General features: G+C 32.8%; 21 protein-coding genes. 2 read left to right on the top strand and 19 right to left on the bottom strand.

The genetic code is table 11. The features are described 5' to 3' along the window. Positions 1-49: 49 nt before the first annotated feature. Entirely contained in the window at positions 50-709 is a 660-nt protein-coding gene (locus MPTP_RS04915; RefSeq protein WP_013773983.1) for a DNA/RNA non-specific endonuclease, read from the bottom strand. A gap of 576 nt (positions 710-1,285) precedes the next feature. Here MPTP_RS04915 and apf point away from each other — a divergent pair. Next, complete coding sequence (gene apf, locus MPTP_RS04905; protein WP_013773982.1) at positions 1,286-1,843, top strand: aggregation-promoting factor; 558 nt, start codon at positions 1,286-1,288, stop codon at positions 1,841-1,843. 579 nt (positions 1,844-2,422) lie between these two features. Here apf and MPTP_RS04900 read toward each other — a convergent pair. The 7 genes from MPTP_RS04900 to MPTP_RS04870 form a co-directional block, all read right to left on the bottom strand. Beyond that, a complete protein-coding gene (locus MPTP_RS04900; RefSeq protein WP_420896531.1) occupies positions 2,423-3,667 on the bottom strand; it encodes an FtsW/RodA/SpoVE family cell cycle protein in 1,245 nt (414 codons plus the stop codon). Further along, positions 3,640-4,815 (bottom strand): FtsW/RodA/SpoVE family cell cycle protein, encoded by a 1,176-nt coding sequence (locus MPTP_RS04895; protein ID WP_013773980.1) that lies wholly within the window; start codon positions 4,813-4,815, stop codon positions 3,640-3,642. The genes MPTP_RS04900 and MPTP_RS04895 overlap by 28 nt, the downstream gene beginning before the upstream one ends. After that, a complete protein-coding gene (locus tag MPTP_RS04890) occupies positions 4,796-5,746 on the bottom strand; it encodes an LCP family protein (RefSeq protein WP_013773979.1) in 951 nt (316 codons plus the stop codon). The genes MPTP_RS04895 and MPTP_RS04890 overlap by 20 nt, the downstream gene beginning before the upstream one ends. A gap of 612 nt (positions 5,747-6,358) precedes the next feature. Further along, positions 6,359-6,988, bottom strand: a complete 630-nt coding sequence (locus MPTP_RS04885; protein WP_013773978.1) for a YczE/YyaS/YitT family protein — start codon at positions 6,986-6,988, stop codon at positions 6,359-6,361. 234 nt (positions 6,989-7,222) lie between these two features. Next, positions 7,223-8,572 (bottom strand): NADH oxidase, encoded by a 1,350-nt coding sequence (locus MPTP_RS04880; protein ID WP_013773977.1) that lies wholly within the window; start codon positions 8,570-8,572, stop codon positions 7,223-7,225. Positions 8,573-8,792: 220 nt separating this feature from the next. Next, positions 8,793-10,787, bottom strand: coding sequence for a transketolase (gene tkt / locus MPTP_RS04875; RefSeq protein ID WP_013773976.1), 1,995 nt, complete (start codon positions 10,785-10,787; stop codon positions 8,793-8,795). A 95-nt stretch (positions 10,788-10,882) separates the two neighbouring features. Next, complete coding sequence (locus tag MPTP_RS04870; RefSeq protein WP_013773975.1) at positions 10,883-11,125, bottom strand: DUF896 family protein; 243 nt, start codon at positions 11,123-11,125, stop codon at positions 10,883-10,885. Positions 11,126-11,316: 191 nt separating this feature from the next. On the opposite strand from MPTP_RS04870, the gene lexA reads away from it, so the two are divergent. Then, on the top strand, positions 11,317-11,937 hold the full coding sequence (lexA, locus tag MPTP_RS04865; RefSeq protein WP_013773974.1) for a transcriptional repressor LexA: 621 nt from the start codon (positions 11,317-11,319) through the stop codon (positions 11,935-11,937). Positions 11,938-12,056: 119 nt separating this feature from the next. Here lexA and MPTP_RS04860 read toward each other — a convergent pair whose 3' ends face one another. The 11 genes from MPTP_RS04860 to aroE form a co-directional block, all read right to left on the bottom strand. Further along, positions 12,057-12,563 (bottom strand): dihydrofolate reductase, encoded by a 507-nt coding sequence (locus MPTP_RS04860; RefSeq protein ID WP_013773973.1) that lies wholly within the window; start codon positions 12,561-12,563, stop codon positions 12,057-12,059. A gap of 25 nt (positions 12,564-12,588) precedes the next feature. Further along, on the bottom strand, positions 12,589-13,536 hold the full coding sequence (locus tag MPTP_RS04855) for a thymidylate synthase (protein ID WP_013773972.1): 948 nt from the start codon (positions 13,534-13,536) through the stop codon (positions 12,589-12,591). A gap of 15 nt (positions 13,537-13,551) precedes the next feature. Further along, positions 13,552-15,210 (bottom strand): ABC-F family ATP-binding cassette domain-containing protein, encoded by a 1,659-nt coding sequence (locus MPTP_RS04850; RefSeq protein WP_013773971.1) that lies wholly within the window; start codon positions 15,208-15,210, stop codon positions 13,552-13,554. Positions 15,211-15,273: 63 nt separating this feature from the next. After that, positions 15,274-17,349 (bottom strand): cation:proton antiporter, encoded by a 2,076-nt coding sequence (locus MPTP_RS04845; protein WP_013773970.1) that lies wholly within the window; start codon positions 17,347-17,349, stop codon positions 15,274-15,276. Between the two features lie 12 nt (positions 17,350-17,361). Then, positions 17,362-17,604 (bottom strand): hypothetical protein, encoded by a 243-nt coding sequence (locus MPTP_RS04840; protein WP_013773969.1) that lies wholly within the window; start codon positions 17,602-17,604, stop codon positions 17,362-17,364. 266 nt (positions 17,605-17,870) lie between these two features. Next, complete coding sequence (locus MPTP_RS04835) at positions 17,871-18,380, bottom strand: shikimate kinase (protein WP_013773968.1); 510 nt, start codon at positions 18,378-18,380, stop codon at positions 17,871-17,873. A 15-nt stretch (positions 18,381-18,395) separates the two neighbouring features. Next, positions 18,396-19,679, bottom strand: a complete 1,284-nt coding sequence (gene aroA, locus MPTP_RS04830; RefSeq protein WP_013773967.1) for a 3-phosphoshikimate 1-carboxyvinyltransferase — start codon at positions 19,677-19,679, stop codon at positions 18,396-18,398. Between the two features lie 127 nt (positions 19,680-19,806). Beyond that, on the bottom strand, positions 19,807-20,973 hold the full coding sequence (aroC, locus tag MPTP_RS04825; RefSeq protein WP_013773966.1) for a chorismate synthase: 1,167 nt from the start codon (positions 20,971-20,973) through the stop codon (positions 19,807-19,809). A 1-nt stretch (position 20,974) separates the two neighbouring features. Next, positions 20,975-22,048 carry a 3-dehydroquinate synthase gene (gene aroB / locus MPTP_RS04820; protein WP_013773965.1) on the bottom strand — a complete coding sequence of 358 codons (1,074 nt, stop codon included), beginning with the start codon at positions 22,046-22,048 and terminating at the stop codon, positions 20,975-20,977. Between the two features lie 2 nt (positions 22,049-22,050). Then, on the bottom strand, positions 22,051-23,079 hold the full coding sequence (aroF, locus tag MPTP_RS04815; RefSeq protein ID WP_013773964.1) for a 3-deoxy-7-phosphoheptulonate synthase: 1,029 nt from the start codon (positions 23,077-23,079) through the stop codon (positions 22,051-22,053). 25 nt (positions 23,080-23,104) lie between these two features. Beyond that, positions 23,105-23,980, bottom strand: a complete 876-nt coding sequence (aroE, locus tag MPTP_RS04810) for a shikimate dehydrogenase (protein ID WP_013773963.1) — start codon at positions 23,978-23,980, stop codon at positions 23,105-23,107. Positions 23,981-24,662 lie beyond the last annotated feature (682 nt).

Raw genomic sequence — 24,662 nt, 5'->3', positions numbered from 1 at the left:
TTCTACTATTAGTATTCAGTTAAAAACAACCCATCTTTAGATTTTATACCTATTTTGGATTTTGATTAATGATATAGACATTATTTGTCACTCCATTGAGTGAATAATTGACTGTAAAAGCTGTAGGTCTTGCATTTGTTTCATAATCTAGTTGAACAGTGACAACCACTTGTTGTCCAAATTCAATTGCTTTAACCCAGGTGTTCTCAAGCTGTTTATAACTACTTAAATTTACATGTGATGCCTGTGAAACAAGATTATCCAAGCGTGGTGAACCTCCAAAACGATCAGCAGCCAAATGTCCAGCATGATCACCAGGTAATTTGTCTAGTGTATTTGGATCATGAGGTAGACGATCGGAACGCTTTGTTTTTTGCAAAGAATTTGTTTTGAATTCCTTGATTCTTCCTTTAGCATCAGTTTGATAGCGATAATCATATTCGCCTGTCTGATAGGTTACATTAGGCTTTAATAGTTTATACTTAACAAGCCAATGATCTTCATTAAGAAAAGATAGATCGACATTAACAGCATGGGATACTTGCAATTTTTTCACTGAAGTGTTGTTAATTCTAGATACCTTTACTACTTTAACTAATTCATCTTTAGCTGTTGAATTAAAATTTGCTTGTTTAACCTTTGCATCAGCAGATGGTGAAATGAACCAAAAACTAAAACATAACAAAACTGTTATTATTTTATTTTTCATGTTATTCCTCCTTTTTACTATTATATCATGATATGTGAGCAACAATTACAGTTATGCAATTTACGTTATAAATAGAGATGATTCATTCGTTATTCCTTTTAGTTGGGGGAGGTATTTGATAATCAACGTGATTGTTTATTAATAGTTGTAGAGAAAGAGGGAGAGGGAAAGATAATACCTAGCACAATACCTGACAGCTTCTTTTATCGAACATCAGTGAGTGATGGAAAGAGAGGCGTTCAACTCATACACGCTAGCTGGTTTATTATTTCTGTGAGCAATTTTTCAATGAATACACTATCAATTGTTTTAATTAAAAAATCTTATTTTTTACAACAATTTAGGTTTAAATGAATTATATAATTAAAAATACTAAATATACATCTTGGTGTTCTATTAATATCAACAAAAAGAATTAAATAAAAAACAGTTTTTTACAGAAATGAAATTAGAATGTAACAAAAGATACAAGTTGTTATGGTAAAAATACCCATGTAATACAAATAAATGATAAAGTATTCCTTGTCGTTGATAGCGGCGAATAATAAATTACTTAAAAGGGGATTACACATTTACATGAAATCACTAAAAACAATTTTATTAGGAACTACGCTAGCAGCAGGGATTGGATTAAGTCTTGGAGCAGGAAATGTTCATGCAGACAGTTTATATAAAGTACAAGCAGGAGATACATTATCAAGTATTGCTGCAAAAAACCATACAAATGTACAAGAAGTTGCAAACAAAAATCAAATTTCAAATATAAATATGATTTATGAAGGTCAACAATTACAAATTAAAACGGTAGATTCAGCTGTAGCTACACCAAAAACTATGCAGGCAACACCAGTTGCTCAACCAGCATCAACGGTACAAAAACAAGCACCAGCTCAAACAAGTGCGCCAACGAGCGATTCAAATTCAGCAAAAGAATGGATTGCACAAAGAGAATCAAGTGGCTCATACAATACAACAAATGGGAAATACATAGGTCGATATCAATTAGATGCTTCATACTTAAAAGGTGATTATTCACCTGCAAACCAAGAAAAAGTTGCTGAAAACTATGTTTCAGAACGTTATGGTTCTTGGGAACAAGCAAAAACTTTCTGGATGAATAATGGTTGGTACTAAAAAGTTTCTTTTTCAGTAAAATCATTGTTTAAAACAGAAAAAAACAGCAGAACGAAATTCGTTCTGCTGTTTTTTTGTTTCTATAAACTAAACTAATAATAAAAATTTTATAACTAATTATCGTTTATTATGATTTCAGTCTAAATTAAGAAAAACTAGTTACTTTGTATAATGTATATTATGTAAACTAGAATAAATATTTTTTCTTCTATTCCCTCTTATTATCTTTTTTATCATTTGTATATGGAGTCATTCTAATTAATTGATTAGAACAGTCTTTTGATTTACTACTCGTATTTTCTTTTTATAGTTGAATTGAACTATTTTTGTAAATTGACTATCTGAATCTTTTATCGAAATAGTTATTAATTAGCAAACAATCTGCACATGATATTATGAATATTATCTAATTAAATAAAGGTAAAAATTACTTTTATTTAATTAGATAAATTAAAATACTGCTTGTTTGTTTCTTACTCTTAAAAACTTACTCAGTATTTTTCTTTTTTTAATAAATAAAAAACTATGAATAATAGATCTCCTATATCCATAGTTTTTTATTATAAATTCAGATAACAATCAAGCATGTACTTGCCTATTAATCATATAGTTTTCATCATCTTCTTGTTTATCAAATAATTTTTCTCTATGCATAGATAAAACCAACCCAACAGCTATAAAGTTTGTGATATAGGCAGTTCCACCCTGACTTAAAAAAGGTAAAGGAATTCCAGTTAATGGCAATAATCCGATATTTGATCCGATATTTTCAACGATATGGAACAAAAAGTACATAATAATTCCTGTCGTAATATAAGCATAAAATTCTTTCTTTGCTGAAAATGTAATAATCAACATTTGGTAAATCAAATAAAAGAATAATAATAATAGAATGCTAGTTCCAACAAAACCGAAAGCTTCGGCAATGACCGTAAAAATCATATCTGATTCTCTAACTGGAACATACACTTTCAAATGATTTAATCCGCGACCGAACATTTGGCCAGAGCCAATAGCTGTTAATCCTCGTGCTTGTTGAAAAGCAATCGAATCTGCATAGGCAAATGGATCTAGCCAAGATTTAATTCGATTAAATTGATAAGGTTGAAAATGAAAATAAGTTAAAATACTTCTTCCATGTTCGGTAAAAACTAATAGAATGCCTGACAATCCCAGAATACCAAGTGTACCAAATACAGGTAATAAAAGTTTCCAAGAACAGCCAGAAATAATAAGAATACCTAAAAAGATCGATAAAAAGACTAAGCTAGATCCAAAATCTTTTTGAATAAACATTAATAAGGCAACAGGTAAACTGATCAGAGTCATCTTTGTAAATAACCACCAGTCTTGTTTTGTTTCTGTTAATTTACTAACTTGACTGGAGATATGATGGCTTGTAACTAGATAAGCTAACATTAACACATAGCCTATCTTCATAAACTCTGAAGGTTGCAAAGTAAAACTTCCTAATCTTAGCCAGCGTTTTGTGTTCGTTGCTTCTGCCATAGCAGGGTCATAAAATTTAATCAATAGTCCCATCAATAATAAGGTAATTACAAAAATAACAGGTGCAGCCTTCCAAAGAAACTTAATCGGAATAAACATCAATAAAAACATACAAAACAAGCCTAAAAGTGTCCAAAGTAGGTGTTTCAATAAAAGTGGAGAAATGTTTTTGATTGATGGATCTGCATGAAAAGCACCATATTGAGCAAGAAAACCTACTAAAATAAGTAAAAGAACAGGTACTAATAATCCATAATGAATAAAATCATCTTTCAAGGAACTATGTTTCATTTCGTTGTATTCCTCCCTTCCCATCTTTGTCTTTTTTCTGTTCCACAAATATTTAATGCTAACCCAATAACAAGTGAAAGAATCAATAAACTTGATCCTCCATAACTGATAAATGGAAAGGTAACACCAGTCATTGGAATATAACCTAAGATACTGCCAACATTTACACCGATTTGCAATAAAAGAATCGTGCCGCAACCAATTAATAAGTTAGAATGAAAAAGATTGCGAGACTTAATCCCCAGTTGGAATAAACGTAAAACCATGAAAAAAACAAGAGCAAGCATCAAAAGAACACCCACTAGACCCAATTCTTCCATACATATTGCAAAAATAAAATCTGTATCTGCTGCAGGTACATATCCTTTTTTTTGAATACTATTGCCAATGCCTCGACCAAACCAACCGCCATTATACATAGCGATATAAGCATTAGAAGTCTGAAATCCCTTGCCGGTTGGATCTTTAAAGGGATTTTGCATTACCTGAAATCGAGAAGCCAAATACCCAAATTTTTTAGGTAACCAACTTAAGTTAGTTGTCTCTACTATCCAAATACTTAATTGTCTAAAGCCGATCATTCCTATCAGAATTGCTGCAGTAATTCCTGGTGTAAACCCATTTGCTAATAGTAGGGCTAAGATAACCAATAAGATCATGATACCACCAGCGACATTTGGTTGTAAGGTAACAACAGCGACTAATAGAAGACAAAAAAGCAGAGGTTTTTTTGTTTTTCTAAGAGAAATGGGTTCATTAAACTTTCTCTCTGAAAAAATAACACTTAAATAATAAACAATGATCAGAGGAACCAATTCCGAAGGTTGGAATTTAAAAAAACCAATTGAAATCCAACGTTGTGCTCCCCCAGCATGCCTACCAGCAATGATTACAACAAACAATAATAATAAAGTGACAGATAAAAAGATTGTTGCGATTTTTTTGTTATTCATATGATCCAAGTTTACATGATAAACAATAAACACCAAAAGTAAACTAATCGCAAAGGAAATACATTGGTTAAACGCCTTGCTCAAAGGATCAGAACCTGAAACCATTAACTTATAAGAACTTGCACTGTAGATCATTAAAATACCCATAATACAAAGCGCTAGATAGGGAAGCAATAAGGACCACTCAATGAAAAATCGTTTAGCTATTGTTTTTTTCATTTGGTATCATCCTTTTTTTTAAAAAATCTGAAATAGCCGTTGCATTCTTTCCTTCATCAATTTCAATGACACTTCCAGAAGGCGTATTGTCGTTAAAATTCCAACTACCTTTTACAGGAACGGATAGGCATTTCGTTGTTTTAACTTTTCCAAGCAGAAAGTCTTTTGCAACATCGACTAAAACATCTGAAGAAAGGTTTGTATTGATAATACCGAGTACTTCTCCTAATACTTTTGGTAAATTAACTAAAGAAACAAGATCTTTTGATTGCTTAGTTAATGCAGTCATTACTTGTTGTTGACGACGAATACGACCAAAGTCACCCTCTTCATCCTTACGGAACCGAGCATATTGTAATAAGGTATTCCCATGCATTATCTGTTTTCCAGGCATAATATGCACGCCATCCAAATCAAGTTCTTTTTCGGCATTTATTTTAATACCTTTTGGATAACAATCATCAATGATATGAACAAAGTCATCAAATTTCAACGAAACATAGTAATTCACTGGTAACTTAAAGCTATTATTCAATACCTTTTTAGTTAGAGAAGCTCCGCCATAAGCATAAGCAGCATTAATTTTATCCAATCCATGGCCAGGTATTTGAACATAAGAATCACGCATGATGGAAATTAATTTTGGCTGTTTTGTTTTCATATTGTAATAACCAACCATTAAGGAGTCTGAACGTCCCTCTTTTTCTCCATCTCGTTTATCATTTCCCACAAGCATGACGGTAATTTCCTCTCCAATTCTTTTATCTCCAATAAAATCTTTATTTTCATCGGAAACTTTTGCTATTTTTTTATGTACATCTGCCGCTTTTTTTCCTGCAATAAATTTACCGACAGTATAACTTCCAACAGTTGCTATACATAAAAAAAGAAAAAGTCCCACACAGAGTGTGATTTTTGTCCTTTTTTTCATGAAGAATCTCCTTACCTATTCAAATAACTATTGTTTATTGTTTTACATTTCAAATTCTATTATAAAATAACTAATTCTATCAATCCAGTCTTTTTCAACAAGTAAAAAAAATTTTAAATAAAGATTGATTTTAACCACCTAGATATTCAATTTTAATGAGAAATTTTCATCAAGAGATAATTGAATCTAATCCAATGAAGTATTTACCTATAAAAGCAATAATGATATTATTTTTTTTAATTTTGTATGATAAGCATAAAAGAAATAATAGAATCTAAAAGATATCTCTATGATATGCTTTTCATTTTATTCTATCTTTATGCAGTAGATCATATAAAAATCTTATTTAACAAGTTCTATTATTCTATTCACAATATAGTGACTTTTGAAAACGAAGTCAATAAGATATTTATTAAATTTTATATAAATAAAATTTAATAAATATCTCTGTTAAACTAAGTAACACACTTCTTTGCTTTGTTTTATTAATTCTACGTGATAGTTTAAACATTAATTAATCAATGTTTAAAAACAATTCAATCATTTATTTTATATAAATGATAATTTAAAAAATAGTTTATTATTCTATTTAAACAGGTTGAATATCTAGATTTATTTTGCTGTTTTTTCTATGAATGGTCCATTGACCTTGTCGTTCCAAAATGCGATCAAAGGTCCTGTGAAAAAAGCATTAATAATGGTTCCAATACCAACCGGACCTCCAAAAACTAAAGCAATAGCAAGAAAGATAACATCTTGAATAATACGGATAATACGATACTGTTTGTGAGTATAATCAACAATTAAGGGAGCAATAGCATCATATGGGGCATTCCCCAATTTAGCACTCATATAAAACGAAGCACCAAAAGTAAAAATAAGTATACCGCAAACTAATAAGATACTTTGAGTAACTAGATTAATAGGAATATTGATTAATTTTTGATAAAAAGGTGTAAAGTAATCAATAAAAAAACCTGTTAAAAACATATTAATGATCGTACCTAAACCAATATATTTACGATCAAAGAAGAATACAAAAATTAAAATAATAATATTTATTATTACTTGGTAGACACCTAACGATAGACCAACCTTATCTCCAATACCAATATTAGCGGCGGTAAATGGATCTAAGCCAACTTGGCCTATTCTTAACGTAGCAGATCCAAATGAAAAAATCGCTACACCAATTAGTGCATACAACAAGCGTAAAAGTAATGACTTCGGTAAATTATTCAATTTTTTGTCCTCCTATTTTTCTTGTTAAGAATAGCATCTCAATTTTTTCATTAAAAATCAAAAATAAATGCTATATTTGGTTCATATAAAGAGAAAAAGACCAAAAAATAAATAATTTCATTAATATCTTTCTGACAACTCTACCTAGCTTGTTATCATATAAAAATATAAAAATCCCAATCACCTAAATGTATAAACAGATAAATGATTGGAATTGGATAGTATATAATAAAACTATTTAGCGTTGATTTCTGCTAAAGCAGCTTGTGCCAACAAATTTAAATAATTCCAGGGACGATCAAAATGAGGCTGGAAGAAGAAATCAGTTAAAGCGAGGTCTTCTACAGTCATACGGTTTTGAACAGCTAAAGATAAAGCATTTGCCGATTGTGTAATATCATATTTGGACAACAACTGTCCACCAACGATACGATTTGTTCCTTTTTCGTAAATTAATTCCATCGTAATTTTTTCGGTAGTTGGCATGAATTCAGGTCGATAATTATCTTCAAAAATTGTTGATTGTACCTCTAGACCATTTGCTTTTGCATTTTCAACTGTAACACCTGTTGATCCAATTTTCCAACCAAATAAATATAGCCCTGATGTACCCTGTGTCCCACGATCAGCCAATTTATGTTCAGTTAGATTATAGCCGACTAGCATTCCTTGACGTACAGCATTGGTTGCAAGCGGAATATAGTTATCTGTCTTACTAGGATTATAATGAACAACTGTGCTGTCACCTGCAGCAAAAATTTCAGGCTGGCTGGTTTGCATATATTCGTTTACTTTAATTGCACCATTTGGTAGCATATCCACTTTACCCTTTAGTAAATTGGTATTTGGTTTAAATCCAACACACATAATAACCATATCTGCTTCAAATTCTTTTGTTGATGTCACAACTTTCTGAATTTTTCCATCAGCATTAGCAACAAATTCTTGAACTGTTTCTCCTAAAGCTAAATTTACGCCTCTCTCAACTAGTTCATTTTCCAAGATATCTGTTAATGGCTTATCAAGATATTTATTTAAAATTCGTTCAAGCCCATCAATCAATGTAACTTCTTTTCCTGATTCAACAAATGCTTCAACCAGTTCGATACCAATATAGCCACCACCTACGATAACTACTTTTTTTGCATCTTTCGCCTGATCAATAATAACATTTGCTTGGTTATAGTTTTTACATAATAAAATATTTTTTGCATCTATTCCTTTGATAGGAGGAACAATTGGCCAAGATCCGGTAGTCATAACCAATTTGTCATAAGAAACTGTTTCTTTCTTGCCGGATTTTAGATCTTTTGCAGTTACCTGTCTATTTTCAACATCAATATTCTCTACATCATGTTCCATTTTTACTGTGGCACCTAAAGAGGCCAATTCTTTTGGATTAGAATAAAATAATCCACTAGCATCTTTTACAACACCACCTACATATAGAGCAATTCCACAAGATAGAAATGAAATATTGTTATTTCTTTCATAAACTGTTACATCCGCCTCTGGATGTTGTGACAAAATATTTTTAACAGCAGCCGTTCCTGCATGCGTACAACCTACAACTATAACTTTCATATACTAAAAATCCCTCTTTCAATATATTTTTAATATGCTACAAATTCACATAAAGTGTGGCATACTAAAAATATATCAAAGCTAATCAAAAATTTCGAGTATTTTATTTGTGAATAAACTAAAATTTTTTTCACAATATATAGGTTTTAATTTTGTAAGAAATAAAAAAATCATTCTAAGAGGAAATAACTAGCATTTTTCTCTCTGTTTTTTGTTTTAATTATAATTGTTCAAATGTTTTAATGATATTTTCAACAGTAAATCCTAGTTTATTCATTACTGCATTTCCATTGCCTGACAGACCAAAATGGTCAATTGTGATTGTTTTACCTTCAAAGCCAACATAACGTTCCCAACCAAAGGAAGCCGCCGCTTCAATCGCTAAACGTTTTGTTACTGTTTTAGGAAATACAGTATCCTTATAAGCTTGTGATTGTTGTTCAAATAAATCAAAACTAGGCATAGAGACAACAGATACGTCGATTCCTTTATCTGCCAATCCTTTTTGTGCTTCAATTGCCAGATGGACTTCTGAACCTGTTGCAATTAAGATGCCTTGTGGTATTTTTTGTTTTTGGGGAGATATAACATAGGCACCTTTTGAAACAAAAGAAGTGGCTAATTTTTTTGTTCCTTTTATTACCGGTAAATTTTGTCGACTTAGGATTAAAATTGTTGGCGTTTCTTTAGATGTCATCGCGATCTTCCAAGCAGCCACTGTTTCATTGCCATCAGCAGGACGTAATACCTGAACATTTGGCATTGCACGTACGCTAGCTAATTGTTCAACCGGCTCATGCGTTGGACCATCTTCACCAACAGCCACTGAATCATGGGTTAAAACATAGGTAACTGGTAATTTTTGAATGGCAGCTAACCGAATAGCAGGTCGTAAATAATCTGTAAACACAAAGAATGTTCCTCCATAGACACGACAACCACCATGTAACTGCATGCCGTTCATGGCACAGGCCATTGCAAATTCACGAACACCAAACCAAATATTTCTTCCTTCAAATTGCGTTGGTTCAAAATCCTTTTCAGTGGTTACCATTGTGTTATTTGAAGAGGATAAATCGGCTGAACCACCTAAAAAAGCAGGAACATTTTTTGAAATTGCCTGAATCGTTTCTTTACTCGTTATCCGACTTGCAGCGCTTGTTCCTTCTTCATACGTTGGCAAATCACTTTCCCAATTTTCAGGAAGCTCATCTGAAAAAGCCTGTATAAACTGTTTTGCTAGGTCGGGAAATTTAGTCGAATAATCATCGAACATTTTCTGCCAGGTTGCTTCAGCTTTTTCGCCTTTCTTGTTGATACTTTCCTGAAAACGCATCTGTACTTCATTAGGTATAGTAAAATCTGGATATGTCCATTGGAAAGATTCCTTAGCAGCTGTAATTCCCTCGGCACCAATAGGTGCTCCATGAACAGAAGAAGTCCCAGCCTTAGGTGAGCCATAGCCAATGATCGTTTTTACCTCAATTAAGGTAGGTTTTTCTTTTTCATCTCTAGCTGTTGTAATGGCTTGAGCAATTTCTTCTAGATTATTACCATCTTTAACAAGTAGATGTTGCCAGCCATAAGCCTCATAACGTGCACCAACATTTTCTGTAAATGATTTTGAAGTAGGTCCATCTAATGAGATATTGTTTGAATCATATAAAACAATTAGCTTTCCTAATTTCAGATGACCAGCTAGTGAACTTGCTTCTTGAGAAACTCCCTCCATTAAATCACCATCGCCACATAAGGCATAAGTATAATGATCAATGAGTGAAAATTCTTTTTGATTATAAGTTGCAGCTAAATGGCTTTCAGCCATTGCCATTCCTACAGCCATAGCAAGCCCTTGACCTAATGGCCCAGTGGTAGCTTCTACACCATCTGTATAATGTACTTCTGGATGTCCAGGTGTTTTACTGTCAAGTTGTCGAAAATTTTTTAAATCTTCCATAGAAACATCATAGCCAGCTAAATGCAGTAAGCTATATAACATAGCAGATCCATGTCCGGCTGAAAGCACAAAGCGATCACGATCTGGCCAGTTCCTTGAAGTCTTTGGATTTATTTTTAAGAATTTTGTCCATAATGCATAAGCCATCGGTGCAGCTCCTAAAGGTAGGCCAGGATGTCCTGAATTTGCTTTTTGAACGGCATCAATGCTTAATGTACGAATCGTATTCACGCCTAATTGATCGACTTTGTCAAACAAAAAATCATCTCCTACTTAATTCCTCAATTTTTAAAGTTTGCACTTTTATTGTAATGTATTTTTTTTATGAAAGCAATTACTTATTGATTAAAATCCTATTCTCTGTTATGTAGTCCCTTTTCTTTTTGAATCCGTTTAAGTTTTTCAGGAGTAACATCATTTCCTTCAGGATCTATTACTTTCATGCCTTCAATATGATGACGCATGCCACCTCGAAAAGCTGTTAAATATTCTTCTCTTAATTGTTGTTGTTCCATCTTTTCTTCTTTTGTTAAAGGGGATTTTTTAGCTTTTCTAGCTAACTCATTAATTCTATGCAACTTTTCTTTGGATAGCATATTCTTCTTTCCTCCTGTCTTCTACTTACACAATCTATCTTATAAGATCTAAATAAAAAACACAACTAAATTAGATAAACAGTTAGAGAATGCTTTCATTACCAGATGACAGCCTATACGAACGCTTGTTTGATTCTCTTTACATTTTATGATAAACTAAAGTTAGCAATCAAAAGAAAGCGAGTGAGATTTTGGCGAAGCGAACTGAAACAAAACAATTAGAAGTATTAAAATATATATATGAACAGGTTGAATGCAAAGGATATCCACCAACCGTTCGTGAAATTGGGCAGGCAGTTTCTCTTTCATCTACTTCAACGGTTCATGGACATTTAGCTAGATTAGAAAAAAAAGGATTTATTCAAAGAGACCCAACAAAACCTAGAGCGATTGAAGTAACAGATAAGGGATTAGAAAAACTGGAACTTCAACCTAAAAATATTCCAATCATTGGAACGGTAACTGCTGGAAATCCAATTTTAACGTTAGAAGAGCCCGTAGGTGTGTTTCCTATACTTCCTGATCTACAGACTGAGGAAAATGAATTATTTATGCTAACCATTTGTGGGGAGAGCATGATTCATGCCGGCATTTTAGATGGTGATCAAGTCATTGTTCGAAAACAATCCACAGCTGACAATGGTGATATTGTGATTGCTATGACCAATCAAAATGAAGCAACGTGCAAACGATTCTTTAAAGAAAATAATTCTATTCGTCTTCAACCCGAAAATGATCAATTTGAACCAATTATATTAACAAACGTAACCATCCTTGGTAAAGTTATACGTTTATACCGCAATCATATTTAAACTATTCAATTTATTCAAATAAACCTAAAAACCCTTTACCTATTTAAATTTAATAGGTGAAGGGTTTTTAGATTTAATAAAATTATCCAATAATAACCTTAAATGGTTTTACTCTTGTTTTATTCATTTTTATAGACTTTTCGCTGATAGGTTTCAAATTCATAGGAATAATTATTTTTCTCGTCCGTTTCACCTTTACTTGTATTAATCTTAGTCCATTCTTCCCAATGAACTTTTGGAAATTGTGTATCTCCCTTGAAAGTATGGTGAATAACTGTGCGATAAAGTACTTCACAATAAGGTAAAAAAGCTTTATAAACAGTAGCCCCACCCGTAATAAACGTAATACCTGAAAAATTCTTTGCATAGTCTAATACTTCATTGATCGTATGCATCACCAAAACACCATCAGGTACCTGATAATGTTGATCATGGGTTAAAACAATCGTGATTCGATTTGGTAATGATCGTTTTCCCATGCCTTCAAATGTTTTTCTTCCCATAATTAAAGTATTGTTTTCAGTGGTTTGCTTAAAAAATTTCAAATCATTGGGTAAATGCCAAGGAAGTTTGTCATTTAATCCAATGGTTCCTTGTTCATCTTGTGCCCAAATTGCTGATAGCATATATGATTTCTTCCCTTCATTTTTATTAAACTGCAATAGGTGCTTTAATTGCTGGATAAGGCTGATAATTCTCAACCTTGATGTCAGCCATGTCAAAATCAAAAATGGAAGTTTTAGTTGTGTTTAAGACAAGCGTTGGAAGTTGTTTTGGTTTCCTTGTTAGTTGTTCATTCATTTGATCAATATGATTTTTATATAAATGTACATCGCCAAACGTGTGAACAAATTCACCGACTTCCAGCCCTGTTTCATGTGCAATTAAGTGTGTCAATAATGCATAGCTAGCTATATTAAATGGAACACCCAAAAATACATCGCCACTACGTTGGTAAAGCTGACAGCTTAATTTGTTATGACTGACATAAAATTGGAATAATGTATGACATGGTGGCAATGCCATTGATGGAATTTCTTCAGGATTCCACGCTGAAACAATTAATCTTCTAGAATCAGGTGTTTTTTTTATCATTTCAATCACCTGAGTTAATTGATCAATGAACTTTCCACTTTTAGTTTGCCAGCGACGCCACTGTGCACCGTAAATATTTCCTAATTCTCCATATTGTTGTGCAAACTCATCATCTGTTAAAATCTTATTACAAAAAAGTTGATGTTGTTCTTGATAAATTTCTGAAAATTTTGAATCTGTTAATACACGTTGGCCAAAGTTAGTCATATCTGGCCCAATATAGTCTGGACTTTTGGTGTATCGCTCGAATGCCCATTCATCCCAAATGTGATTATTATTTTCAAGAAGAAAGCGAATATTGGTATCACCTTTTAAAAACCACAATAACTCACTTTTAATTAAACCAAATGGAACACGCTTTGTCGTTAGTAAAGGAAATCCAGTTGAGAGATTAAAGCGCATTTGATAGCCAAAAATGCTTAGTGTCCCTGTACCTGTTCGGTCTTCTTTCGCTTCACCATTTGTTAAAATTTCCCGTCCCAATGCTAAATAAGCTTCTTCCATGTTCGTTAATTCCTCCTAATTATCTACAAATGCACTTAGGTATTCCCAACGTGCCATTTTTTCATCTAATTGTTGCTCAATCGTTGTTAATTCTTGTTGTAATTCCTCTAAACGGACAAAGTTATCGCCTTGTTGTGTCATTTCTTCTGTTAGTGAGATTACCTTTTTCTCTAATTGTGTAATTTCTTCTTCAATGCCAACCCATTCTTTTTGTTCCATATAAGTCAATTTTGTTTTCTCTTTAGGTTGATTTTTTTTCTTTACTGTTTTTTTAACCAATGTTTCTTTTTTCTCACTTTGTTTTTCTTGGTCTAAATATTCATCAATAGAACCAAGGAATTCATCAATTTTTCCGTTTCCTTGAAAAATAAGTAGCCTATCTGCTGTCTTATTTAAAAAGTAACGATCATGGGAAAGGGTGCCATTTTGCATTTTGACTTCATTGGCTGTTTCTTGTAGGTAAGCAATCATCCGTTTTGTTGGGTCCAAATTTTCACTTTGTTGTGTATAATAAGCCAGATGTACCGTTTGACCTACAGTATAACTGCCAGCTTCTAAAGGAAGCCGTCCGGATAAAATGTTCAATAAAGTCGTTTTTCCTGTCCCATTCTTTCCTGTGATACCAATTCGATCACCTGCTTGAACCAATAAATTAAATTCATTCAAAATGGTATGCTTATCTTTTTGATAATCTCCATTTTTAATTTCAATGACTTTTTTTCCTAGTCGTTGTGTATCAATACCAACTTCTAAAGCCTGCTTTTGTTTTACCTGATGTAAATTCTTCTTTAAGTCTTCAAAGCGATCAATTCTTGCTTGCTGTTTCGTTCCTCGTGCTTTTACACCAGCTCGTATCCAATCTAATTCTTTTTTATAAAGTTGTTTCCTTTTTGCCTCTTGCTGAATGGCTGTATCCTCTCTTTGTGCATGATCCAATAGATAATTTTCATAATTTCCTTTATATTCATAAAGCTTTTCAAAAGATAATTCAAAAATTCGATTAGTTACATGATCTAAAAAATAACGATCATGGGTGACAACCAAGAATGCTCCTTTGTAAGATGCTAAAAAATTTTCTAGCCATTCAATAGTTTCATAATCAAGATGATTGGTCGGCTCATCCAATAAAAGTAAATCAGGTGATTCAATTAATATTTGAGCAAGACCTACACGTTTTTGTTGTCCACCAGATAAGTCACTCATTTTTTTTTGTAAATAATCAATCCCTAATTTTTGTAAAATAATTTTAGCAGTGGTATCTGCCGACCAAGCATCGTATTTATTCATTTTTTCTTCTGCTTGTGCATACTGTTTTTGTGTTTTCTCATTCATCCCCAGCTGTTCAAGTGCTAATAAAGCCAATTCATAATCTCTAACTGTTTGAAGAAGTAGGGAATCACCTTGAAACACGGTTTGGATCACAGTTAAATTTGGAGAGAATGGTGGTTCCTGCGATAAATAGCCAATTGTATAATCGTTCGGATGCTGAATACTAGAAAGATTGCCTTCTCCTTTATCTTTTTTTGCCAGAATATTTAAAAGACTTGTTTTTCCGGTTCCATTGGTTCCAATCAACCCAATACGGTCTTTCGAATGAATGTTAAAGGAGAGGTGATCAAATAAAATCTTCTCACCATAACTTTTTGTTAAATTTGTTACCTGTAATTCTTTCATGGAAATTCACTCACTTCCCTTTTCCTTCTATCCATTGTACAAAAAAATTTCAAAAAAAAGAAGTTAATTTTCATTTTCTGTCTCTTTATTGATTCTTTTTAATAATCGATTTAGGGGAACGGTACTGGAAGCTTGATCAATTGAATAAGATTCCAGCAAGTTAACATTTTTCCGAAATTCATTTGCCTGAATAAAAGAAATCTTACCAGCAATTTCAAATTCATCAATTAGCCTACGTTCAAATTGGTAACCAATTAATACTTCTTTAATATAATCTGATTCTGACTGAATACTATACGTATTAACAAAGTTATCTTGCTCAAATCTTTTAGCTGTTTCTAAGCGTGAATTAATAAAAAATTGAACAATATCATCATCGTAGATCCCCTTTAAATTTTCTAAGCTTTTTAAGATGACCGTCGTATTTTCCGAGAACAATTGTTTAATTGTTTTTATCTCAGATTTTTTCAACACATGTACACTCTTCTTTGTTCTTCGATATTTTACAATAAAACTTGGATGAAGAATAAAAGAAAAAAATTTTCGGATGTACAACAACCAAAAGCCTACAAATGAGAGTAACTGTTTTGTGATAGAACGTTCTAAGCGAGAAATCCAATTTCTATAGATAAAATACTCACTCGCATTTATTCTATGTTGGGTAATCCATTCATTAAGTCCATCTTTCTCAATAGAAACAATGAATGCACGTAATTCTTGTACTTGGTATCTACGTTCTTGAGAAAGCTGTTCTGTATATAGCTCCCTGATTCTTTCTTGATAAAGATCAATGACAACGTTTATTTCATCTTTTGGTTCTGATTTATATTGTTTTTTTAATAAATGTATGACACCATTTAATAGAGCAATTCTTTGTTTATGATCGTTTGTGTCCATTTCTTGTTCACTTGGTTCAGTTAAAAAAGGCAACACGATCAAACTGATGACAATTGTTATTAAAATAACACAAGCAGTAATAAATAATAACAAAGTCCTTTCTGAGAAAGGTTGGCCATTCAAGGTTAGTGGTAAAATAAAAATTGTTGCTAAACTAACATTTCCTTTTACACCACCAAAAGTTATAATTAAGAGTTCATTTATATTTTCTTTTATATAAGAAATTCCTTCTTTTATACTATAAATACCAATAAGAGCTAAAAAGCGTATGCCAAATAAAACAATACTAATGATCAATATGACAAGGAATAAGAAACCATTTGAATAGATGGCGTTATTCCAAACAGGTGAAAAAACTTGAGATAGTTCAATACCTAAAAAAAGAAATACAAGTGCATTTAATGTAAATTCAATCATGCTCCAAGTAACGCCAGTCACATTCGAAAGTTCTGCTTCAAATAAAGCCACCTTTTTATTTCCTGTCGATTGCATTACACCGGCAACTACAGCGGCAATAATACCAGAACCACCAATAATTTCAGCAAGCATATAAGCTAAAAAGGGTAAAAGTAATTCTAGTAGTAAATAGCCACTAACATCTTTTGCTGATGCTTTCTCTAATATTTGTACAATTTGTCTCTTTAACCAAGCTAGACTAATACCAATGAAAGCACCACCAATACTTGAAAAAATTAATGAAATAATGGCACTTTGAGGTGAAAAGTACCCAGTTAGAAGTGCTGCCAGTGCAAATTGAAAGGCAGTTACACCAGAAGCATCATTTATTAGGCTTTCACCAGCCAGAACGTTCATTGCTCGTTTTGGAATACGGATCCGACCAGATAAAGAATTTATAGCAACAGCATCCGTTGGTCCAAGTGCCGAACCAAATGCAAAACAAACGGCAATGGGAATTGCTGGTAAGATTAAATGTAGCGTCCAGCCAACACATATCAATGTAATGAGTACGCCCAAGAAAGCTAAAAAAAGAATAACTACAAAATCTTTCATAATTATTTTGATATTTGCCAGCTCTCCTTCACGAAATAGTAAAGGAGCAATAATCATGATAAGAAAAATTTCGGGGTTAAAAGTAATATCTTGTCCCATTTTTGTTAAACCGATAATAATGCCTAGAATAATTTGAATAACTGGTGAGGGAAGAATAGGAACCAATCGATTAACAATATTTGAAAAGGTAATAGCAAAAGCAAAAATAACGATTAAATAGATGAATTCCATTTAAATAGCTCCCTATTTATCTTTTGAAACTTTCTTACCAATACATGTCGTCAGTTTCTTTTTTTTATCTACCATTTTTTTTTCTAATTTTTTTGCTTCTTCTATTCTTCCAGAAAGTTTACATTGTGCCCATTTAGCTTCTAAACGAAGTAATTCAGCTTTTAACCTATTGGCTTTTTTGTAATCTAGATAGCTTTGCACAGGCATTTGTGGAACTATTTTCGGTTCAACAGACGTTTTAAGACTTTTTTTCATGATAAGCATCTCCCTAAACTTATTTTTAGGTGTTTCATTCACATATTAGAAGAATGATTCATTCTCACTTTAATAGTGACAGAAAAAAATACTGAAAGCAAAAATTTGATTGCTTGTCAGTAAAATCTATAGCTATAAATCAATCTATGTCTACTCTTCGTCTTGGTGAATGATACCTAACACTAAATAGAAGGAGGAAAATAAAAAAGTAAGAATAGAAGTAATTTCCTCTCCTTTTAATAGGAAAAATAAAATTTGATAGACAACTACTTCTTAAGATTTGCTAGAATTTTTTGAGTAATCTGATTTGGTGTTTTCTCATCCGTTTTTATAGTCAAGTCAGCTAATTCTTCATAAAAGGATCGCCTATATTCAACTAATTCGTTGATTTCTTCTTCTGTTTTATTGATAATTAGCGGACGTAATGTTAACGAATCGGTAGTGATTCTTTTCAATAATGTTTCTGTATCTGCCTTTAAATAAATAATTGGGCAGTTTGTCTTTAAAAGTTGACGATTTTTTGAAGAGGTAACGATACCTCCACCTGTAGCAATGATTGGTTTTATTCCTAAATAGTATTGTAGCATTTGTGTTTCATAATTTCGGAAAGCTTTCTCTCCATATACATTGAAATAATCATTAATCGACATCTTGGTTGTTTCAACGATCTTTTCATCTAAATCAATATAGGAAGTTGCCAACTCCTTTGCTAATAATTTTGCAATTGTTGTTTTGCCTACACCCATAAAACCAATTAAAAGGCATTTTGTATCCATGATTTTCCTCCAAAACTATGTATTATCGATTACAGACTGTAAATCATTAAAGAAATTAGGATAAGAAACATTGATAACTTCAGCATTTTCTAGTTCAACTTGCTCTTTTGTCAGTAATGCAGCGATTTGAAGCATCATAGCAATTCGATGATCTCCACGACTACTTACCTTACCTCCATGTAAGGGAGTCGGACCGTAAACAATTAATCCATCACTCGTTGGTTGAATTTTGGCACCTAACTTCGTTAATTCTTGAGCAACAGCATCAATTCGATTTGTTTCTTTCACCTTCAATTCTTCCGCATCTTTGATCACTGTTTTACCGATTGCCTGTGTTGCTAAAAGTGCAATAATTGGCAATTCATCAATCAAACGAGGAATTAACTCTCCTGAAATCGTTACTGCTTTAAGGGAACTGCTTTTCGTCGTCAATGTACCAGTTAAATGTATTGAATCATAGGTGGAGATATGTAAAAAACCATTCATTTGTTGAATAACATCTAATATTCCTGTTCGTGTAGGATTGATGCCAACATTTTCTAATCTTATTTCGCTATCTAGTACCAATAGTCCAGCGGCCAAGAAAAAAGCTGCTGAAGAAATATCACCAGGTACAATAATTGTTTGTCCACTCAATTGTTGTGGCCCAATTAAAGTAATGGTATTTTGTGAAATCTTCAAATTTCCACCAAATTGTTGAATCATTCGTTCAGTGTGATCTCTCGTTTTTGCTTTTTCCGTAATTTTTGAAGTGCCCTCTGCTTGCAATGCTGCAAAAAGTAAGGCAGATTTTACCTGAGCACTTGCTACTGGTAAGGTATAATGAATCGCATGTAATTGTGAAGTTCCTGTAAAAGAAAGTGGTGGATATCCTATTTGTTTCTCTTCTTTACAATCAACACCCATTTCTTTAAGTGGCAAGATAATTCTATTCATTGGACGATGTTGAATGGAAGTATCCCCAGTAAGTTCAATTGAAAATGGCGCACCAGCTAAGATTCCCATTAGTAAACGGATTGTTGTACCAGAATTTCCAACATTGATTGGATGTCTTGGTTTTCTTAACCCATTAAATCCCTTGCCATGAATCGAAACCATTTCTTCCTCTATTAGAATTTTTATCCCTAAATCTTTAAATGCCTGTAAGGTAGCTAGGCAATCAGCACTATAAAGAAAGTTTTTAACCATTGTTACTCCATTAGCAATGGCGCCAAACATGATACCTCGGTGAGAAATCGACTTATCTCCTGGTACAGTTACCTTTCCAATTAACCGTTTTGGTTTTTTGAGTAATTTCATAGCTGTCTCCTTTTCAAATTTCAAACCAATCAATGATCTATTTACCTGTCTTTTACCCTTTTGATCAATCGATTTTAATTTTATTCTCCATTTATTCAATCGATGGTTTATTAGATAAAATCATCGATCAAAATTTTTTCGTATATTCACGATAATTCTGAACGGATTTTTTCATTTGTGCAAATGAGTCATTCGAAAATTTATCTAATAGAGCTTTAGCGATTTCGGTTGCAACCACAGCTTCACAAATGACACTCGCAGCTGGAACTGCCGTACAATCTGAGCGTTCAACACTTGCTGAGCAACTCTCTTTAGTATCAATATTAACACTTTGTAAGGGATGATAAAGTGTTGGTAAGGGTTTTATTGTGCTTCTAACGATAATTGGCATTCCATTAGTCATACCACCTTCAAATCCGCCAAGATGATTGCTCTTACGCAAATATCCTTCTGCCTCATTCCAAGTAATTTCATCCATTACCTGACTGCCTGAATGATAAGCCAATTGACTTCCCATACCAAATTCAACTGCCTTAAAGGCATTGACACTCATCAACGCTTGAGCGATTTTAGCATCTAATTTTTGATCCCAATGTACATAACTACCTAACCCGATAGGTACACCTTCAACCACAACTTCAATCGTGCCACCAAGAGTATCGCCATTTTGTTTTGCTTGATCAATTCGGTTTTTCATTTTTATTTCGGCCGTTTGATCAATGGTTCGAACGGTAGAATCAGTCAACTTTTCTGATATTTGTTCAATAGTTAACTTTTCTGATCTTTTTGCTTGAATGCCACCTAAGACAAGCACGTGTCCGACAAGTTCAATACCCAATTCTTTTAATAATTTTTTGGCAATTGCGCCAACTGCTACTCGAATGGCAGTTTCTCGAGCAGAAGATCGTTCTAGGACGTTTCTTAAATCTTTTTGGTGATATTTTATGCCACCTACAAGATCAGCATGTCCAGGTCTTGGTTTATTGAGTCGATATTTTTCCTCATTTGTCTGGCTATTTTCTTCTATTTCCATTATGGAAGACCAATTTTTCCAATCTTTATTTTCAATAACCAAAGTAATTGGTGACCCCAGTGTTCTACCTTTTCGAACACCGGAAGTTATTTCTACATGGTCTTGTTCAATGGTCATTCGCTTTCCTCGACCATAACCTAATTGACGCTTAGCTAATTCAGAATCAATTTCTATCGCTGATATTGATAAGCCGGCTGGAATCCCTTCAATAATTGCTGTCAGCTTCGGTCCATGAGATTCTCCGGCGGTTAAAAATCGCATACTAGTTCTCCTTTCTTTTTAAATATTCTTTTATATTATTAATAGGTAGCGATAAAATTTTTGCTTTCCCTATTTTTTCTAAAATAACTAACTGGATGTTATCGCCACGTATCTTTTTATCATGAACTATGGCTTGAAAAAGCTTTTCTTCAGCATAAGTTTGCTTGTTATTTGGTAAATGAAATTTTTCTATCATTGCCTTTAATTTAGCATAGGTTCCTGTCTCAGTTAATCCTTTTTCCTCGCTTATCTGCGTCACTTGACACATACCAATGGCAACCGCTTCTCCATGGGCGAGTTGCCCATAACCTTGTACATTCTCTAATGCATGCCCAATAGTATGGCCAAAGTTTAATAGTAATCTTGTACCATGATCAAATTCATCGTTTTCAACTGCTTGTTTTTTGATTTGACAGCTCGTAGTAATCATATTTTCTGCTTGTTGTAAAAATTCTGATTCATTTTTTAAGTTTGCCAATTGTAACCAAAAGTTTTCATCTGCAATGGCGGCTGATTTAATGATTTCTGCCATTCCCTCACGTAAATATCTAATATCCAATGTTTTTAAAGTATCTGGATCAATTAATACTCCATCAGGTTGTGAGAAAGTTCCAATTAAATTTTTGGCTTTTTCTGTATTAATGGCTGTTTTGCCACCAATGCTACTGTCTACCTGTGCAAGTAATGTTGTTGGAATTTGTAAAAAATGACACCCACGCATATAGGTAGAAGCAACAAATCCAGCTAGATCACCAACAACGCCCCCACCCAAGGCAATAATGCCATCGCTACGTGTTAACCCAAATTCGGCAAATGAATGGTAGATTTCTGAAGCAACATGCAAACTCTTACTCGTTTCACCAGCCGGGACAGTGATTAAAAAAGGGATAAAGTTATTTCTTTCTAACTGTTGGGTAACTTGTTCAGCATAAAGAGGACATACATTTTCGTCTGTAATAATGGCTATTTTTTGCGGTGCCCAAATAGAAGCTATCCAATTTCCAACTTGTTGGATTGCACCCTTTTTTATCCATAATTCATAGGAGTGATTAGGTAAAGTAACTGTTAATTTCATCTTTATTCTCCATTAAGTTTTTGAATTTCTTGCATAGCATGCTCAATAATATGCACTTCATTCATCATTGCTAAGTAATTTTTTTCATTTAATGATTGTGGACCATCAGACCAAGCATTCGATGGATCTGGATGAATTTCAACAATTAGACCATCACTACCGGCGGCGATCCCCGCTCTAGCCATTGCTGATACAAGTTGCCATTTACCAACTCCATGACTTGGATCAACAATAACTGGGAAATGACTGATTTGTTTAAGTAAGGGAACGGCGCTCAAATCTAATGTATTTCGTGTGGCTGTTTCAAAGGTCCGAATCCCCCGTTCGATAAAAATAATATTCTGATTTCCCTGAGCAGCAATATACTCTGCCGCATTGAGCCATTCATCAATAGTAGCAGCAATACCTCGTTTCAATCCAATAGGAAGTTGGGTTTTTCCAACTGCCTGAAGCAATCTAAAATTTTGCATATTTCTTGCACCAATTTGTAGAATGTCGCTATAATGTGCCACCATTTCAATATGTGCTTCATCCATTACTTCTGTAATTACTTTTAAGTCGTATTCATCGGCTGCTTGACGAAGATAGGATAATCCTTCTTCTTCTAACCCCTGAAAAGCATAAGGTGAAGTTCTCGGTTTAAAGGCGCCTCCACGTAAAATAGTAGCACCGCCTTTTTTTGCTATTCTTGCGCACTCTCTTACTTGATCGAGGCTTTCAACTGCACAGGGGCCTGCCATAACACTCAGTGTCCCATCTCCAATTTTAAGATCATTAACTTCCACAATGGTATCTTCCAGATGATAAGCACGACTAACCAATTTATAGGAAGATGTCGTAAAAAAGGTTTGGGCAATTCCAGGATAATTATCAAGACAAAGAGTATGCATTTTTTCTTCATTACCCATGAGTTGAATACTTATTTGCTTTTCTTTTTTTGACAGACGTACATCTAAACCGTTTGCTTTAATATGTTCAATAATTTGATTAATTTGTTCGCTTGTTGCATTTGGTTGCATAATAATAAACATTATAAATTCCTTCTTCTATCTTTTTCTATGTATTTTTTCCTAAAAGTGTTCTAATTTTTTCAACAGGCATATCCTGATTTGTCCATTTTTTAAAGGCTGCTGCACCTTGATAGAATAACATATCAAATCCATTGATAGCTTCATTCCCATTAAGTTTGGCTTCTTTTAATAATCTCGTTTCCTTAGGTTGATAGATTAAATCATAAACAATCAAATGCTTAGGAAGTAGCGTGCTATCAATCAGCGTTTGATTTTCTAAAGGAGACATACCAACGTTAGTTGCATTAATAAGTAATAAACTCTCTGAAAGATCTTGTTGTAGCTTTTTTACATTATTTATATTATTTATTGTTATCTGACATCCTGTTTGCTTTGCAATTTGTTTCACTTTTTGTTGAATGACAGTTAATTCTTCTGTTTTTTTCGGTCGATTATAAATAGCTATCTCTTTTATTCCTACCAAAGCCGTTTGTGCAATTAGCGCCATAGCAGCACCACCTATACCTAAAATAGTCATTTTTTTCTGTAAAATAGAAATTTTGCGAATTTTTAAGCTTTGTAGAAATCCAAGACCATCTGTATTATCTCCTAACAATTTCCCTTGATTATTAATAATTGTGTTAATTGAACCACTTAATTTTGCTGTCTCACTAATTTCATCTACATAATTTAATGCAAGTACCTTATTTGGCATGGATAAATTAACACCAAGCATATGGAAGGATCGTACAGCTTCAATTGCTTGTTTTAATGTATTCTCTCCTACTTCAAACGCTAGATAAACCGCATTAATGTCTGTTAATTGAAAGGCTAGATTGTGCATGCTTGGAGAAATACTATGACTAGCAGGTTCTGCAAATAAAGCAGCCAGTTGGGTTTTTCCAGTAATAAACTGATCCATAGGAAGGCCTCCATATTTTATTTATTATTTTATAAAATAACAATTATTTAATAAATGATTAAAAATTATTTTAGTAATTTAGCATATGATTGCATAAATAGATGATCAGAAATGTTTTCTTTATTTATTTGCTTTGCTGATTTTACTATTATATGATTATGATCCTTTGTTGGTAAATAAGCTGAAAATATTATTAACAAGAAAAAAGTTGTTTTTTAATTACCTAAGTGCAAAAAGAAAAGCTACTATAGAAATCTATGGCAGCTAAAATGAATGATTTTAAAAATTTAAAAATAAATTAATGAACGCACTGATAACTATGACAAACTATGAAAATCAACGGATTAATTACAGAATTGGCACATTTTTGGTTTCAGCATTTTTTTAAAACAACCTAGATATTTTTAAGTATAAACTTAGATTAGTCTAACTGTCAATATACCAACATAATTTTGAATTACCTTCGCTTACTTATTAAAAAAATAAACTAGGCATTTCAAAAATACTTCAATGATGGATGATGACAAATAAAATAATGAAGCCAATTCTCCTAATTATAGATTTTTTATTATAGCTTCTTTCATTTGTTTATAATTAGGAGAATAACTAATATTTTTGAACAAGTTAGCTATAAACACTTTGCTAGCAACAAATAAATAATGAAAAAAACAAGATGATGTTT

Origin of the sequence: Melissococcus plutonius ATCC 35311, from assembly GCF_000270185.1 — a bacterium.
GTDB lineage: Bacteria > Bacillota > Bacilli > Lactobacillales > Enterococcaceae > Melissococcus > Melissococcus plutonius.
Note: the sequence above shows the minus strand (reverse complement) of the source record. Positions and strands in the feature narration are given on the sequence as shown.

Bases quoted from the DNA above. Each gene is read 5' to 3' on its own strand.
- MPTP_RS04915 (WP_013773983.1), bottom strand. From the start codon at position 709: ATGAAAAATAAAATAATAACAGTTTTGTTATGTTTTAGTTTTTGGTTC.
- apf (WP_013773982.1), top strand. From the start codon at position 1,286: ATGAAATCACTAAAAACAATTTTATTAGGAACTACGCTAGCAGCAGGG.
- MPTP_RS04900 (WP_420896531.1), bottom strand. From the start codon at position 3,667: ATGGGAAGGGAGGAATACAACGAAATGAAACATAGTTCCTTGAAAGAT.
- MPTP_RS04895 (WP_013773980.1), bottom strand. From the start codon at position 4,815: ATGAAAAAAACAATAGCTAAACGATTTTTCATTGAGTGGTCCTTATTG.
- MPTP_RS04890 (WP_013773979.1), bottom strand. From the start codon at position 5,746: ATGAAAAAAAGGACAAAAATCACACTCTGTGTGGGACTTTTTCTTTTT.
- MPTP_RS04880 (WP_013773977.1), bottom strand. From the start codon at position 8,572: ATGAAAGTTATAGTTGTAGGTTGTACGCATGCAGGAACGGCTGCTGTT.
- MPTP_RS04870 (WP_013773975.1), bottom strand. From the start codon at position 11,125: ATGCTATCCAAAGAAAAGTTGCATAGAATTAATGAGTTAGCTAGAAAA.
- MPTP_RS04860 (WP_013773973.1), bottom strand. From the start codon at position 12,563: ATGCTATCAGCAATTTGGGCACAAGATGAACAAGGAACCATTGGATTA.
- MPTP_RS04855 (WP_013773972.1), bottom strand. From the start codon at position 13,536: ATGGAAGAAGCTTATTTAGCATTGGGACGGGAAATTTTAACAAATGGT.
- MPTP_RS04850 (WP_013773971.1), bottom strand. From the start codon at position 15,210: ATGAAAGAATTACAGGTAACAAATTTAACAAAAAGTTATGGTGAGAAG.
- MPTP_RS04845 (WP_013773970.1), bottom strand. From the start codon at position 17,349: ATGGAATTCATCTATTTAATCGTTATTTTTGCTTTTGCTATTACCTTT.
- MPTP_RS04840 (WP_013773969.1), bottom strand. From the start codon at position 17,604: ATGAAAAAAAGTCTTAAAACGTCTGTTGAACCGAAAATAGTTCCACAA.
- MPTP_RS04835 (WP_013773968.1), bottom strand. From the start codon at position 18,380: ATGGATACAAAATGCCTTTTAATTGGTTTTATGGGTGTAGGCAAAACA.
- aroA (WP_013773967.1), bottom strand. From the start codon at position 19,679: ATGAAATTACTCAAAAAACCAAAACGGTTAATTGGAAAGGTAACTGTA.
- aroC (WP_013773966.1), bottom strand. From the start codon at position 20,973: ATGCGATTTTTAACCGCCGGAGAATCTCATGGACCGAAGCTGACAGCA.
- aroB (WP_013773965.1), bottom strand. From the start codon at position 22,048: ATGAAATTAACAGTTACTTTACCTAATCACTCCTATGAATTATGGATA.
- aroF (WP_013773964.1), bottom strand. From the start codon at position 23,079: ATGTTTATTATTATGCAACCAAATGCAACAAGCGAACAAATTAATCAA.
- aroE (WP_013773963.1), bottom strand. From the start codon at position 23,980: ATGGATCAGTTTATTACTGGAAAAACCCAACTGGCTGCTTTATTTGCA.